The sequence below is a fragment of the Nocardioides ginkgobilobae genome, assembly GCF_054781275.1.
The window spans coordinates 1-13568 of record NZ_BAAGUS010000005.1; the positions used below are offsets into that span (position 1 = coordinate 1).

The following is a 13568-nucleotide window of genomic DNA, read 5'->3' on the forward strand; positions in this document are numbered from 1 at the left end:
GGCTCCGAGTCAGAACGAGCAGCCAGCTTCACCGACTGGCTCCACACCTACAATCACCACCGCGGTCACACCGCACTCGGTGGCAAGTCACCGGCCGACCTCGTACCCAACCTGCGTGGACAGAACATCTAGGGCGTGGGCGGCTGCCGGCGACGGTGGCCTAGGGTGTGGCCACACGTCTCGTGGTGACAGGAACCCGGTGCGACCTCGCGTCCATTCCGGGGCGGTTCCGCCACTGTGAGCGTCGGGCCGGGACCTCGGGACCGCCGGCGCGTAGCCAGACACTGGCCACGGGACCTCCGTCGAGCAGGGGCGAGAACCCCGAGGAGAAACCCATGGCCGAGTCCCGTCGCGCGCGCATCGCGCTGCTGTCCACCTCCGACACCGACCTCCTGTCCGCGCGTGCCAGCGGTGCGGACTACCTGCTGGCCAACCCGGGCCGGCCCGGGCACCAGTCGATGGCCGCGACCCTCGAGGGCTGCGACCTCGTCGTCAGTCGGGTGCTGGGGTCCCCGCAGGACCTGTGCAGCGGCTTCGTGCGGATCCGCGGGACCGGTGTCCCCACCGTGGTGCTGGGTGGGGAGAACCAGCCCAGTGCCGAGCTGATGGAGCTGTCCTCGGTGCCGATCGGCGTGGCCGCGGAGGCGCACCGCTACCTGGCCGAGGGAGGTCCGGAGAACCTCCGTCAGCTGCATGCCTTCCTCTCCGACACCGTGCTGCTCACCGGCGAGGGCTTCGAGCCGCCTGCGGTGGTGCCCCAGTGGGGGATGTCGGAGCGGCCGTGCACCTCCGAGGAGGAGGACCTCCCACGCGTCGGGATCCTCTACTACCGCGCCCACCAGGTCTCGGGCAACGACCGGTTTGCGCACGCGCTGGCCGAGGCCGTCGACGCGACGGGCCAGGCCGTGGGCGTCCCGGTCTTCGCCGGCTCGCTGCGCTCGGCCCCCGACGAGCTGTACGCCGCTCTGGGGACCCTGGACGCCCTGGTGGTGACGGTGCTGGCGGCCGGCGGGACGACGCCTGCGGGAGCGAGCGCGGGTGGCGACGACGAGGCCTGGGACGTGGAGCGCATGCGCGCCCTGGACATCCCCGTCCTGCAGGGCCTGTGCCTGACGAGCAGCCGCGCGGACTGGGAGGCGAGCGAGGACGGGGTGACGCCGCTGGACTCCGCCTCCCAGGTGGCGATCCCCGAGTTCGACGGCCGGATCATCACCGCCCCGTTCTCCTTCAAGGAGGTCGACGAGGACGGGCTGCCCCACTACGTCCCCGACGAGGAGCGCTGCCGCCGGGTCGCGCGGATCGCGGTCAACCACGCACGCCTGCGCCGGACCCCGCCGGCCGAGCGCCGGCTGGGACTGGTGCTCTCGGCGTACCCCACGAAGCACAGCCGGGTCGGCAACGCCGTCGGCCTGGACACCCCGGTCTCGGCCGTCAGGCTGCTGCGGCGGCTGCGCGACGCCGGCTACGACCTGGGGCTGGACCGGCCCGGTGTCGTCGCCCGGGTGTTGGACATGGACGACGACACCGAGGCCGGCGACGCCCTCATCCACGCCCTCATCGACGCCGGTGGCCAGGACGAGGAGTGGCTGACCAGCGCGCAGCTGACCGACGCCCACGTGCGGATCACGCCCGAGCAGTACGCCGCCTGGACCGACGACCTCGACCCGGGCCTGAGGGCTGGGATCGAGGAGGCGTGGGGCCCGGCGCCGGGCACCCTGTTCCGCAACGAGCAGGGCGAGCTGGTCCTGGCCACCCTGCGGGCGGGCAACGTCGTCCTGCTGATCCAGCCGCCCCGCGGCTTCGGCGAGAACCCGGTGGCGATCTACCACGACCCCGACCTCGCGCCGAGCCACCACTACCTCGCGGCCTACCGCTGGCTGGAGGCCGACCCGGGGACCGGCGGCTTCGGCGCGCACGCCCTGGTCCACCTCGGCAAGCACGGCTCGTTGGAGTGGCTGCCGGGCAAGAACGCCGCGCTCTCGGCGGGCTGCGCGACCGACGCCGTGCTCGGGGACCTGCCGCTGGTCTACCCCTTCCTCGTCAACGACCCCGGGGAGGGTGCCCAGGCCAAGCGCCGGGCCCACGCCACGATCGTCGACCACCTCGTGCCGCCGATGGCGCGGGCGGAGTCCTACGGCGACATCGCACGCCTGGAGCAGCTGCTCGACGAGCACGCCAACATCGCCTCGATGGACCCCGCCAAGCTGCCCGCGGTCCGCGGCGAGATCTGGCAGCTCATGAAGGCCGCCGAGATGCATCGCGACCTCGGGCTGCAGGAGCGGCCCGGCGACGAGGAGTTCGACGACTTCCTGCTGCACGTCGACGGGTGGCTGTGCGAGATCAAGGACGCCCAGATCCGCGACGGGCTGCACGTCCTCGGGCAGCCCCCCGAGGGCGGTGCCCGGGTCAACCTGGTGCTCGCGATCCTGCGGGCGGCCCAGGTCTTCGGTGGGCGGGAGCAGGCCGTGCCGGGGCTCCGCGCGGCGCTGGGGCTCAAGGAGGGCCCGGAGGACGCGGCGGTCTCCACCCGCACCGTCGACGAGTTCGAGGAGCGCGCCCGCGGCCTGGTCCAGGACATGGAGGACGCCGGCTGGGACCCGGCCGCGGCGCTCGGGCTGCACGACGACCCCGAGGTCCAGCGGGTGCTGCGCTTCGCCGCCGAGCAGGTCGTACCGCGACTGCGGCGCACCACCGACGAGCTGGACATGGTCCTGCACGCCCTGGACGGCGGCTTCGTCCCGGCGGGTCCGTCCGGTTCCCCGCTGCGAGGCCTCGTCAACGTGCTGCCGACCGGGCGCAACTTCTACACCGTCGACCCCCGCGCCGTGCCGAGCCGGCTGGCGTGGCAGACCGGCCAGGCGCTGGCCGAGGGGCTCGTGCGCCGCCACGTCCAGGACACCGGCAGCGTCCCGCGCTCGGTGGGTCTCTCGGTGTGGGGGACCTCCGCCATGCGGACCTCCGGGGACGACGTCGCCGAGGTGCTCGCCCTGCTCGGCGTGCGGCCGGTGTGGGACGAGGCCTCGAGGCGGGTCACGGACCTGGTGGTGGTGCCGCTGGAGCAGCTGGGTCGACCCCGCATCGACGTCACGGTGCGCATCAGCGGCTTCTTCCGCGACGCCTTCCCCCACGTCGTCGCCATGCTCGACGACGCGGTGCGGCTCGTCGCCTCCCTCGAGGAGGACGACGAGGACAACTACGTGCGTGCCCACGCCCGCGCGGACCTGCAGGCGCACGGCGACGAGCGCCGCGCCACGACCCGCATCTTCGGCTCCAAGCCGGGGTCGTACGGCGCCGGCATCTTGCAGGTGGTCGAGTCGCGGGACTGGCGCAGCGACGCGGACCTGGCCGAGGTCTACACGGCGTGGGGCGGCTTCGCCTACGGCCGGGACCTGGACGGTCGGCCCGCCGCCGACGACATGCGCACGGCCTACCGCAGGATCCAGGTGGCGGCCAAGAACGTCGACACCCGCGAGCACGACATCGCCGACTCCGACGACTACTTCCAGTACCACGGCGGCATGGTCGCCACCGTGCGCGCGCTCACCGGGGCGGACCCGCAGGCCTACGTCGGTGACTCCACCAGCCCCGACGCCGTGAGGACCCGCTCGCTGCAGGAGGAGACCAACCGCGTCTTCCGGGCCCGCGTGGTCAACCCGCGCTGGATCTCTGCGATGCAGCGGCACGGCTACAAGGGCGCGTTCGAGCTGGCCGCGACCGTCGACTACCTCTTCGGGTTCGACGCCACCGCCGGCGTGGTGCAGGACTGGATGTACGCCGCCCTGGCGCAGGAGTACGTGCTGGACGAGACCACCCAGCAGTTCCTGCGCACGTCCAATCCCTGGGCCCTGCGCGGCATCGTCGAGCGGCTGCACGAAGCGGCCGACCGCGGGCTGTGGGCCGAGCCCGACCCCGCGCTGCTCGGCGCGCTGCAGCAGGTCTACCTGGAGACCGAGGGCGACCTGGAGGACCGCGCGTGAGCGCGGCCCGGCGGGTCGTCGCGATCGGGATGGGGATGGGGCCCCAGCACCTCACGCCCGAGGCGGTCCGGGCGCTGCGGTCGGTCGACCTGGTGCTGGCCTTCGAGAAGGGGTCGCACGACCCGCTGCTGGAGGTGCGGCGGGCGGTCTGCGCCGACCACGACGTGCGGCTCGTCGTCGTCCCCGACGCCGAGCGCGACCGCCGCGAGAGTCTCGATGGCCCGGCGTACGCCGACGCCGTGGCGGACTGGCACGAGCGCCGCGTCGCGGCCTGGGCGCACGCGCTGGCCGAGCACCCCGGCGACGTCGGTCTGCTGGTCTGGGGCGACCCGGGCCTCTACGACTCGACACTGCGGCTGCTCGATGCCCTCGGCGGCCGCTTCGAGCTGGCCGTCGAGGTGGTCCCGGGAGTGAGCAGCCTGCAACTGCTCGCGGCCCGCCACCGTCTGGTCCTGCACGACGTCACGCAGCCCCTCCACGTCACCACCGCACGGCGACTGCCCGAGGCGCTGGCCCAGGGCCAGCGCAACGTCGTGGTCCTGCTCAACCGGCGCGTCGACCTCGCGGGGCTGGGGGTGGAGGACTGGACGATGTGGTGGGCCGCCAACCTCGGGGCCGGGGGCGAGCAGGCCGTGGCGGGACGGGTGCGCGACGTGCTCGCGGAGGTGCACACCGCCCGGGAGCGTGCCGAGGCCGCCGATGGCTGGGTCATGGACCTCTACCTGCTGCGTGCCCCGGACCTCGGCGGCGTGGGCGCGGACGAGGACGCGCGGTGACGCGGCCGGACCGCGACGTGCTCGTGTGCCGCGACTGCTGCTGCGGCTCGCGCACCAAGCACCCGGACGTGGACCACGACGCGCTGCTCGACGCCCTGCTCGCCGCGGCGGGTGACCGGGTGCGGGTGCGGGTCGTGGACTGCCTCGACGAGTGCGGTGGCAGCAACGTCGTCCTGGTGCGCGACTTCACCGCCGGGAGGAGGCCGACCGACACCTGGCTCGGGGGAGTGCTGGACGGTTCGAGCGCCCAGGCCGTCGTCCGTTGGGCCGAGGAGGGCGGCCCGGTGCCGGCGTTGCTGGACGCCCACGTGCTCCAGCGCAGCCGCCCGACGGTCAGGCGCAGCACGTGAGGGAGACGGCCCTGCTGCCGGGACAGGCGTGCCTCACCGTGCCCGTGCCGCGGCTGGAGGACTGGGTGCGGGAGCGCACGGCCCACTACGACGACAGCTTCGTCTCCACCGATCCGACCTTCGCCCACGCCCACCTGACGCTGCTCGCGCCGTGGCTGGCCGAGCCCGTGGCCGCGGACCTCGACCGGGTCGCGGACGTGCTCGCCGCGGTGCCCGCCTTCGAGGTGGCGCTCACGCGGGTGACGGCCTTCCCCGACGGTCTCGTGCACGCCGTGCCGGAACCCGACGCACCGCTGCGGGCCCTCACCGCTGCGCTCGCGGCGGCCTTCCCCGCCTGCCCGCCCTACGGCGGGAGGTACGACTCGACCGGCGGCCCCGTGCCCCACGTGACCCTCGACCGGGTCGGCGCGGGCACGACCGTGGACTCGGTGCGGCGCTCGGTCGGCGACCTGCTGCCCGCGGTCCTGCGCGTGGACCGGGTCGACCTGCAGTGGTGGGGGAACCACGCGTGCCGCCGCCTGCACACCTGGTGGCTCCCGTCCGGGAGGGTGCTGTGAGCGGGCTGCTGGTGGCGGGCACCACCTCCGACGCGGGCAAGAGCCTGGTCGTGACCGGGCTCTGCCGGGCGCTGGCCCGCCGAGGGCTGCGGGTGGCGCCCTACAAGGCGCAGAACATGTCCAACAACTCGATGGTCGTGACGGGACCCGACGGCGCTGGCGCGGAGATCGGCCGGGCGCAGTGGACCCAGGCGCTGGCCGCGCGCGCGGTGCCCGAGGTCGCCATGAACCCGGTGCTGCTCAAGCCCGGGGGCGAGCGTCGCAGCCACGTCGTGGTGATGGGGCGTCCCGGCGGGACCGTCTCGTCGCGGGACTGGGACCAGGGACGTCGCCACCTCGCCGAGGCCGCGCACGCGGCGTACGCCGACCTTGCCGACCGCTTCGAGGTCGTCGTGGCCGAGGGGGCGGGCAGCCCGGCCGAGGTCAACCTGCGGGCCGGTGACTTCGTCAACATGGGCCTCGCGCGGCGCTTCGGCCTGCCGACCGTGGTCGTGGGGGACATCGACCGCGGCGGGGTGCTGGCGGCGTTCGTCGGCACCCGCGAGCTGCTGGACGAGGCGGACCGGGCGCTGCTGGCCGGCTGGGTGGTCAACAAGTTCCGCGGGGACCCGGCGCTGCTGCGACCCGGCCTGGACGTGCTGGAGGCACGGACGTCGCTCCCGGTGCACGGCGTGCTCCCTTGGCGGCCCGACGTGTGGCTGGACTCCGAGGACGCACTGGACCTGGAGGGACGGACCGCGACCCAGCGGGGACGTCGGGTCGTCGTGGTCCGCTTCCCGCGGATCTCCAACTTCACCGACGTGGACGCCCTGGCCCTCGAGCCGGACCTCGACGTCGTCTTCGCCTCGTCCCCACGCGACCTCGGGGACGCCGACCTGGTGGTCCTGCCCGGTACCCGGGCCACCCTCGAGGACCTGGCCTGGCTGCGGTCCCGCGGCCTGGACCGGGCCGTGCGCGACCACGCGGCAGCAGGCCGGCCGGTGCTCGGCATCTGCGGCGGGTGCCAGGTCCTGGGGCGAGTCGTGCGCGACCGCCACGGGGTCGAGGGCCCGGCCGGGGCGGTCGTGGAGGGCCTGGGTCTGCTGGACCTGGAGACGGACTTCTCGGAGGAGAAGGCGCTGCGGAGGCACGAACCGGCCGGGTACGAGGTGCACCACGGGCGGGTCCGCGGCTCGCTGTCGGCCGGCCCGGTGACGGGGACGATGGTCCACGGGTCCCTCGAGGACGACGACCACCGGGCCCGCTACCTGGCGGCCGCGCTGGGCGTGGTGTCCCGGGTGTCCTTCCCGGCTGCGCGCGAGCGACGGCTGGACCTGCTCGGCGACCTCGTCGAGGAGCACCTCGACGTCGACGCCCTGCTCGGGCTGGCGCTGAGCGGGGGCGGGTCCGCGTGAGGGTGCTGCTGCTCGGCGGGACCGCCGAGGCCCGTCGGCTGGCCGAGCTGCTCGTCGAGGACGGGGTCGAGGTCGAGACCTCGCTGGCCGGACGGGTCGCCCGTCCACGCCTGCCGGTCGGCGGCCTGCGGATCGGTGGCTTCGGCGGGATCGCCGGGTTGGCGGCGTACGCCGCTGCGTTCGACGCGGTCGTGGACGCCACCCACCCGTTCGCGGCGACGATCTCGACCCATGCCGCGGCGGCGGTGCCGCGCGAGCGGCTGCTCCGCCTCGCCCGACCCGGCTGGGAGGACCCCACCGGCGGGTGGCACCGGGTCGCCGACCACGACCAGGCGGCCCGTCGGGCGGCGGCGTTGGGGCGGCGACCGCTGCTCACGGTCGGGCGCCAGCACCTCGACGCCTTCACCGGACCGATGGGCGAGCACGCCGTGCTGACGCGGGTGGTCGACGAGCCCGAGGTGCCGCTGCCCGCGACGTGGGCGCTGCTGCTGGACCGGGGCCCCTACTCACTCGCGGGGGAGACCGCGCTGCTGCGTCGTCACCGGGCCGACGTGCTGGTGACCAAGGACTCCGGTGGGTCCTACACCTGGCCGAAGATGGTGGCGGCCGCCTCGCTCGACGTCCCCTGCGTGGTCGTCGACCGCCCCGGACCCCCGCCCGGGGTGGAGCTCGTGGACGACGTCAGCGCCGCGCGGGCCTGGGTGCGGCGGCGAGCAGCACGCTGATCACCAGTGCGCCCGCTCCCACCCGGCGCGCGAGACGTCGGGCCCGGGCCAGGTCGACAGGACCCGGGGCGCGGCCGTCGCCGAGTCGCGGGCGTGGCTCGGTCCGTGTCCCGTAGGTCGTCGGTCCGCCCAGGCTGAGCCCGAGCGCCCCGGCGAAGGCGGCCTCGACCGGTCCCGCGTTGGGGCTGGGGTGGGCCCCGGCGTCGCGACGCCAGGCCCGGGCCGCTGCGCGCGGGTCCTCGCCGAGGACGACTGCCAGGCTCGCGGTGAGCCGGGCGGCGGGCAGGCCGAGCAGGTCGTCGAGCCGCGCGGCCGCCCAGCCGAAGCGCTCATGTCGCACCGTGCGGTGCCCGACCATCGCGTCGAGGGTGTTGGCCGCCCGGTGGCCCAGCAGGCCGGGGAGGCCGAGGGCCGCGCCCCACACGAGCGTGCCCACGACCGCGTCGGAGGTGTTCTCGGCGACCGACTCGACCGCCGCCCGCGCGACCCCGGCCTCGTCCAGGCCCGCGGTCTCGCGCCCGACGATGCGCGCGACCTGCCGTCGCGCACCCGCGAGGTCGCCCGACTCCAGCCGGGCCTGCACCGCTGCGGCCTCTCGGTCCAGGCTGGTGCCGCCGAGGGCCACCCAGGTGGCGGTGGCCGTGGTCAACGTGCGCACGACCGGCCCGCCCCGGCGCTCGACCAGCACGGCCGGCGCGACGACCCCGGCGACGAGGACCGCTGCATAGGCCGCGCCGGCGCGGGCGTCGTCCCGCCAGACCCGTTGCTCGAGGCGGTGCGCGCTGCTGCCGAACCAGGCGACGGGGTGGTGCCGCGCGGGATCGGCGAGGAGCAGGTCGGCGCACCAGCCGAGCAGGAGGCCGAGGGCACGCGCGGTCACGGCCGTCGGCCCGACGCTGCGGGGGACCGGCGGGCCCTCACGCCAGCGCCACCAGCAGCACGGCCAGCGACAGCTCCACGCAGGCGCCGACCACGTCCCCGGTCATGCCCCCGAGGCGTGTGGTGCAGCGACGCAGCACGACCAGCACCACCGTGACGGCCGCGAGCGGTGCGACGAGCAGCCGCACGGGTCCCTGGTCGCCGACGAGCAGCAGGAGCACCGCGGCCACCAGCCAGGACAGGACGCTGGCGACGACCGGCACGCTGCCGGCCACCGTCGCGCCGAGCCCCTCCGGGCGTGCGGCGGGGACCGGTCGCGCGCAGCAGGTGGCCGGGGCGCAACGGGAGACCAGCACCAGCACCCCGGCCAGCAGGCAGCCGGGGGTGCTGCCCGAGAGGCCGGCGAACCCGACGGCCTGCAGCCCGGCGACGAGCACGACCGCCAGCGTGCCGGCCGGACCAGACGTGCCCGTGCGCATCACCGCGAGCGAACGCTCACGGTCGTACGACGCGGTCAGCCCGTCGGCGACGTCGGAGAGGCCGTCCCAGTGCAGGGCCCGGGTCCCCAGCGCCAGCATCAGCACCGCCAGCACCCCGACGGCGAGCGGCGGCAGACCGACCGCGGCACCGGCAAGCAGCATCCCCGTGACCGCAGCACCCAGGGGGAGGGCCGCCAAGGGCGCGAGCAGCATCGCGCGTCCGGTCACCGCGCTGTCGATGCGGGCGGGTGGAGGCACCCGCAGGACGGTGAAGGTGCCGACGGCCAGGAGCAGCGAGTCCCTCAGGGCAGGACCTCGCTGAGCAGCGCGGTGTCGCGCAACAGCGCGGCAGCGGCCCGGACCAGCGGGACCGCGGCGACCGCCCCGCTGCCCTCGCCCAGGCGGAGGCCGAGGTCGAGGAGCGGCACGAGGCCGAGATGGTCGAGGGCCAGCGACTGGGCCGGCTCCGTCGAGCGGTGCCCGGCGGCGAACCACGCGGCCGCCCCCGGTGCCATCCGGTCGGCGAGCAGCGCGCAGGCCACCGACATCAGCCCGTCGAGCAGGACGGGCACCCCGAGGCGGGCGGCCTCGGCGAGGTAGCCGGTGGTCGCGGCGAGGTCGGCCGATCCCAGCCCCACCAGCAGGTCCAGCGGGTCCTCGTGGCGGCCGCGCGTGCGGGCCAGCGCGGTCGCGACCACCTCGGTCTTGCGGGCCAGTCCGGCGTCGTCGATGCCGGTGCCCCGGCCCGCCACCGCGGTCGCGGGCAGGCCGAGCGCCGCGGCGACGAGCGCCGCCGCGGGCGTCGTGTTGCCGATCCCCAGGTCGCCACCCAGCAGGAGCCGACCACCGGCGGCCACCTCCTCGCGCGCCAGCTCGCGGCCCAGGGCGAGCGCGGTCTCGGCCTCCTCCACGGTGGTGGCGTCCTGCAGGTGGATGGCCCCACTGCCCCGGCACACCTTCCGGCTGGAGACCTCCGCCGGCAGCGGGCCGTCCGCCGGCGCGGGCGGCACGTCCACCGACACGTCCAGCACCCGGACGCTGACCTGGTGGGCGGCGGCAAGGGCGTTGACGGCCGCCCGGCCCGCCGCCACCGTGCGCACCATGGCCGGGGTGACCGCCGCGGGGTAGGCCGAGACGCCGTGGGCGGCGACGCCGTGGTCGCCCGCCAGGACGACCAGCCGGACCTCCCCCGGACCCGCGAGGTCCGGCGGTGGCAGCTCACCGCTCGTGGCGGCCCACCACACCGCGAGGTCGCCGAGCCTGCCCAGGGCCCCGGCCGGGGTGGCGAGGGCGCCCAGCCGCTCCCGGGCCGCCGCACGGAGGTCGGGGTCGGGGGCGCGCAGGCTCACAGGCTCGCCGCCAGCCGGCGGCGGGCCAGGTCGCGCTGGGACTGCGCCGCCACCCGACCGATCGCTCCGGTCAGGGCGGTCCCGAGGACGCCCCACAGGGTGGCCAGCACCACGAGGGAGGCCGTGCGGAACTCCCACAGGACCGCGGCCGGGTAGGTCCCGACGTCGGCGGCCGGGGGCAGCAGGGACCCGACGGTGACCACGACCAGGAGGTAGCCGCCGACGCCGGCCAGCGTGGCGGCGTACCCACCCAGCCGGGGGGCCAGCCGCACTGCCAGTGCCACGCAGAGCACCGCGACGACCAGCGAGAGACCGGCGAAGCCGAAGGAGGCGGCGGTCCGACTGCCGATGGTCTCGGCACTGCCGACGGCCGGCGGGTTCGCCGGGTACCGCCAGAACGGCACCAGCGCCAGGGACGTGAAGCCGACCAGAGCGACCACCGCGGTGGACTGGGCGGCCGTGAGCCGACCCAGACGGCCCACCGCGAGCGCCGCGGCGAGCCCGAGCAGGCCGCCCAGGCCGACTCCGACCAGGGTGGTGGCCAGCGCCAGGCCGACGGTGCGCTGGACGGTGCGGCTCACGACCGCGCCCTCGTCGGCGTGGGAGTGGCTGGCGGTGTCCTCGTGGTCGTGGTCGTGGCTGTGCTGGGCTGCGCCGGCCACGTCAGACGGGTCCTCGGCCGACGTGGTCTCCAGGGCGATGGCCGCCTCGAGGGGCGGTTCCCCGACCTGGTGGGCGACGGCGAAGGTGACCAGACCGGCCAGGAGTCCGGCGAGCAGCCCCCGGACCAGGAGCGTGCGGGCGTGCACGACGCCGCTCAGTGGCACGGGTAGGCCAGCAGGTGCCGACCGTCGTGGACCAGCTCGTGCACGAACGTGCCCGTGGACAGCGACACCGCGCCCTGGTCGACACCGACGAAGAAGAGCACGAGCGAGCCGAGCACCACGGCGAGCAGCGCCCAGGGGGCGACCTCGTGGAGCGGGATGGCGGGGAGCTCCCCGGCGGGAAGGACGGCGGGGGCGGGCAGGGTGGACTGCGACATGGTTCCTCCTCAGGGATGACTGCGTCCCTGGTTGATGGGGTGGAAGCGGACGATCGGGTCTGACTTCCGTCCCCACGTGCCGTCGTACGACGGCTCGAGGAGTCGGTCACAGTAGCGCGACTGTGCCGGATTCCCACCGGCTTCCTCACGCCCGCGAGCCGAACCCTAGGGCATCACCGGCCGGACGTGGACCACGGTCCGCCGGGGAATTGGTACGGTCACCTCGCCAGTCACTGGGAACCCGGTGAGAATCCGGGACTGACGCGCAGCGGTGTGGGTGACGGGCCGGGCACGACGCCACTGGGGACCTCGGTCCCTGGGAAGGCGCCCGGTACCGAGCGAACCCGAGTCCGAAGACCTGCTGGCCCTTGCGGCGACCGCCGCGAGGTCGGACGAGGGTTCCGCGCACGAGCCCTGACCTCGAAGGAGCCCCCGTGGCAACCGCTTGCCCGCCCCCGCCCCCTGCCCGTGCCCGGCGTGACCGGTGCCCGGCGTTGTCCCGCCCCTGGCCCGCCGAGGACGGTTTGCTGGTGCGTCTGCGCCTGGTCGGCGGTCGCGTCGGGGTGGGTGCGCTCCGGGCGCTGCTGGACGTCGCGCAGCGCTGGGGTGACGGCAGGGTGCACCTCACCGGTCGGGCCAACGTCCAGCTGCGCGGTCTGCCGCGCGACCCGCGGGCGGCCCGGGAGCAGCCCGTGGTGCACGCCGACGTCGCGTCCGAGATCCTGGCGACCGGGCTGGTCCCCAGCCGCACCCACGAGCTGGTCCGCAACGTGATGGTCTCCCCGCAGACCGGATCGTTCGGTGGGCGAGCCGACCTGCGCCCGGTCGCCGACCGGCTGGACCGCGCCCTGTGCGCGGACCCCCGGCTCGCGGCGCTGCCGGGGCGGTTCCTGCTCGTGCTCGACGACGGCCGCGGGGACCTCGTCGACCGCTCGTGCGACCTCGGACTCGTGGCCCTGGACGACCGCGACGGCCAGCTGCGCGTCGGGGACGCGTGGGGTCCGGTCGTGCCGCTGGCCCGGGCGCACGAGAACCTCGTCGACCACGCCCGAGAGTTCCTCCGTGTGCGGGGCCAGGGCCCGGACGCGCCGTGGCACGTGGCCGAGCTCCCCCTCCCGCTGGCTCGGACGGAGCCGCCCGACCCGAGAGTGCCCGAGCCCTGCCCGCCCCTGGGGTTCGGTCCGGTGGCCGGTGGTCGGCACGTGGCGGTGCCGGGTGCGGCGCTGGACCACGAGGTGCTGCGAGAGGCGGTCGGGACCGGAACGCCGGCAAGCTCGGTCGTCGTCACGCCCTGGCGCGGTCTCCTGGTGCCCGATGGTGCGACGGATGCCCGTGGTGCGGTGGGAGTCGGCGCATGACCTGGCAGCCCACCGCGCCCCCGCGGCGCTATGACTACGTGACCGACGGCCCGGCGATCTACGTCGACTCCTTCGCCACCATCCGGCGCGAGGCCGACCTGTCCGGGGTGCCTGACGTGGCCGAGCGCCTGGCGGTCCGGATGGTGCACGGCAGCGGCCAGGTCGACCTGCTTCGCGACCTGGTGGTCCACCCGGAGGTCGTCCCGGCCGCGCGCGAGGCGCTGGAGTCGGGCGCGCCGGTGCTCTGCGACGCACGGATGGTCGCGGTCGGTGTCACCGCCTCGCGCCTCCCGCGCGGCAACGAGGTGCGCTGCGACCTCACCGACCCTCGGGTCCCCCACCTCGCTGCGGCCTGGGGGACCACCCGCACCGCGGCCGCCGTCTCCCTGTGGGAGCCGGCCCTCGAGGGCGCGGTCGTCGCCATCGGCAACGCGCCCACCGCGCTGTTCCACCTGCTCGAGATGCTCGTGGCGGGGGGTCCTCGGCCGGCCGCGGTCGTGGGCTGCCCGGTCGGTTTCATCGGAGCCGCCGAGTCCAAGCAGGCGCTCGTCGACCTGCGCCGTGACCACGGTGTGGACGTCCCGTTCGTCACCGTCCTCGGCCGTCGCGGCGGCTCGGCGATGGCGTCCTCGGCGGTCAACGCCCTCGCCCAGGAGAAGGAGTGAGGCCCGGGGGCGCCCCC

13 protein-coding genes, 1 pseudogene and 2 riboswitches are annotated in these 13568 nt (G+C 75.5%); of the genes and pseudogenes, 9 read left to right on the forward strand and 5 right to left on the reverse strand.

The genetic code is table 11. From position 1 onward, the window contains the following. The 7 genes and pseudogenes from ACYVID_RS06295 to ACYVID_RS06325 form a co-directional block, all read left to right on the forward strand. Positions 1-132, forward strand: a pseudogene (locus tag ACYVID_RS06295) (IS481 family transposase); the annotation flags it as partial. Positions 133-166: 34 nt separating this feature from the next. Then, a riboswitch (cobalamin riboswitch) is annotated at positions 167-307 on the forward strand. Positions 308-335: 28 nt separating this feature from the next. Then, positions 336-3977 carry a cobaltochelatase subunit CobN gene (cobN, locus tag ACYVID_RS06300; RefSeq protein WP_460735508.1) on the forward strand — a complete coding sequence of 1214 codons (3642 nt, stop codon included), beginning with the start codon at positions 336-338 and terminating at the stop codon, positions 3975-3977. Continuing rightward, positions 3974-4753, forward strand: a complete 780-nt coding sequence (cobF, locus tag ACYVID_RS06305; RefSeq protein WP_460735510.1) for a precorrin-6A synthase (deacetylating) — start codon at positions 3974-3976, stop codon at positions 4751-4753. The genes cobN and cobF overlap by 4 nt, the downstream gene beginning before the upstream one ends. Further along, positions 4750-5103, forward strand: coding sequence for a hypothetical protein (locus ACYVID_RS06310; protein WP_460735512.1), 354 nt, complete (start codon positions 4750-4752; stop codon positions 5101-5103). The genes cobF and ACYVID_RS06310 overlap by 4 nt, the downstream gene beginning before the upstream one ends. Further along, positions 5100-5660, forward strand: coding sequence for a 2'-5' RNA ligase family protein (locus tag ACYVID_RS06315; protein WP_460735514.1), 561 nt, complete (start codon positions 5100-5102; stop codon positions 5658-5660). Before ACYVID_RS06310 ends, ACYVID_RS06315 begins: the two co-directional genes overlap by 4 nt. Then, complete coding sequence (locus tag ACYVID_RS06320; RefSeq protein WP_460735515.1) at positions 5657-7054, forward strand: cobyric acid synthase; 1398 nt, start codon at positions 5657-5659, stop codon at positions 7052-7054. The genes ACYVID_RS06315 and ACYVID_RS06320 overlap by 4 nt, the downstream gene beginning before the upstream one ends. Next, a complete protein-coding gene (locus tag ACYVID_RS06325; protein WP_460735517.1) occupies positions 7051-7779 on the forward strand; it encodes a cobalt-precorrin-6A reductase in 729 nt (242 codons plus the stop codon). The genes ACYVID_RS06320 and ACYVID_RS06325 overlap by 4 nt, the downstream gene beginning before the upstream one ends. Here the strand turns inward: ACYVID_RS06325 and ACYVID_RS06330 are convergent. Genes ACYVID_RS06330 through ACYVID_RS06350 form a run of 5 tightly spaced genes read right to left on the reverse strand, consistent with a single transcriptional unit; the run spans position 7736 to position 11528 of the window. After that, a complete protein-coding gene (locus ACYVID_RS06330) occupies positions 7736-8659 on the reverse strand; it encodes a cobalamin biosynthesis protein (protein ID WP_460735519.1) in 924 nt (307 codons plus the stop codon). The two genes, ACYVID_RS06325 and ACYVID_RS06330, sit on opposite strands and share 44 nt — an antisense overlap. 37 nt (positions 8660-8696) lie before the next feature. After that, positions 8697-9443 (reverse strand): adenosylcobinamide-GDP ribazoletransferase, encoded by a 747-nt coding sequence (locus ACYVID_RS06335; protein WP_460735923.1) that lies wholly within the window; start codon positions 9441-9443, stop codon positions 8697-8699. After that, positions 9440-10486 (reverse strand): nicotinate-nucleotide--dimethylbenzimidazole phosphoribosyltransferase, encoded by a 1047-nt coding sequence (cobT, locus tag ACYVID_RS06340; protein WP_460735521.1) that lies wholly within the window; start codon positions 10484-10486, stop codon positions 9440-9442. The genes ACYVID_RS06335 and cobT overlap by 4 nt, the downstream gene beginning before the upstream one ends. Further along, on the reverse strand, positions 10483-11313 hold the full coding sequence (locus ACYVID_RS06345) for a CbtA family protein (RefSeq protein ID WP_460735523.1): 831 nt from the start codon (positions 11311-11313) through the stop codon (positions 10483-10485). The genes cobT and ACYVID_RS06345 overlap by 4 nt, the downstream gene beginning before the upstream one ends. Next, positions 11304-11528: a CbtB domain-containing protein gene (locus ACYVID_RS06350; protein ID WP_460735526.1), complete on the reverse strand. Its 225-nt coding sequence runs from the start codon at positions 11526-11528 to the stop codon at positions 11304-11306. The genes ACYVID_RS06345 and ACYVID_RS06350 overlap by 10 nt, the downstream gene beginning before the upstream one ends. Positions 11529-11738: 210 nt before the next feature. Beyond that, a riboswitch (cobalamin riboswitch) is annotated at positions 11739-11908 on the forward strand. A gap of 150 nt (positions 11909-12058) precedes the next feature. Between ACYVID_RS06350 and ACYVID_RS06355 the strand changes: the two genes are divergently transcribed. Continuing rightward, complete coding sequence (locus tag ACYVID_RS06355; protein WP_460735528.1) at positions 12059-12886, forward strand: nitrite reductase; 828 nt, start codon at positions 12059-12061, stop codon at positions 12884-12886. Then, positions 12883-13551: a precorrin-8X methylmutase gene (locus tag ACYVID_RS06360; RefSeq protein WP_460735530.1), complete on the forward strand. Its 669-nt coding sequence runs from the start codon at positions 12883-12885 to the stop codon at positions 13549-13551. Before ACYVID_RS06355 ends, ACYVID_RS06360 begins: the two co-directional genes overlap by 4 nt. Positions 13552-13568: the final 17 nt, after the last annotated feature.

Excerpts from the sequence above, each read along its gene's own strand:
- cobN (WP_460735508.1), top strand. The coding sequence starts at position 336 with ATGGCCGAGTCCCGTCGCGCGCGCATCGCGCTGCTGTCCACCTCCGAC.
- ACYVID_RS06350 (WP_460735526.1), bottom strand. The coding sequence starts at position 11,528 with ATGTCGCAGTCCACCCTGCCCGCCCCCGCCGTCCTTCCCGCCGGGGAG.
- ACYVID_RS06360 (WP_460735530.1), top strand. The coding sequence starts at position 12,883 with ATGACCTGGCAGCCCACCGCGCCCCCGCGGCGCTATGACTACGTGACC.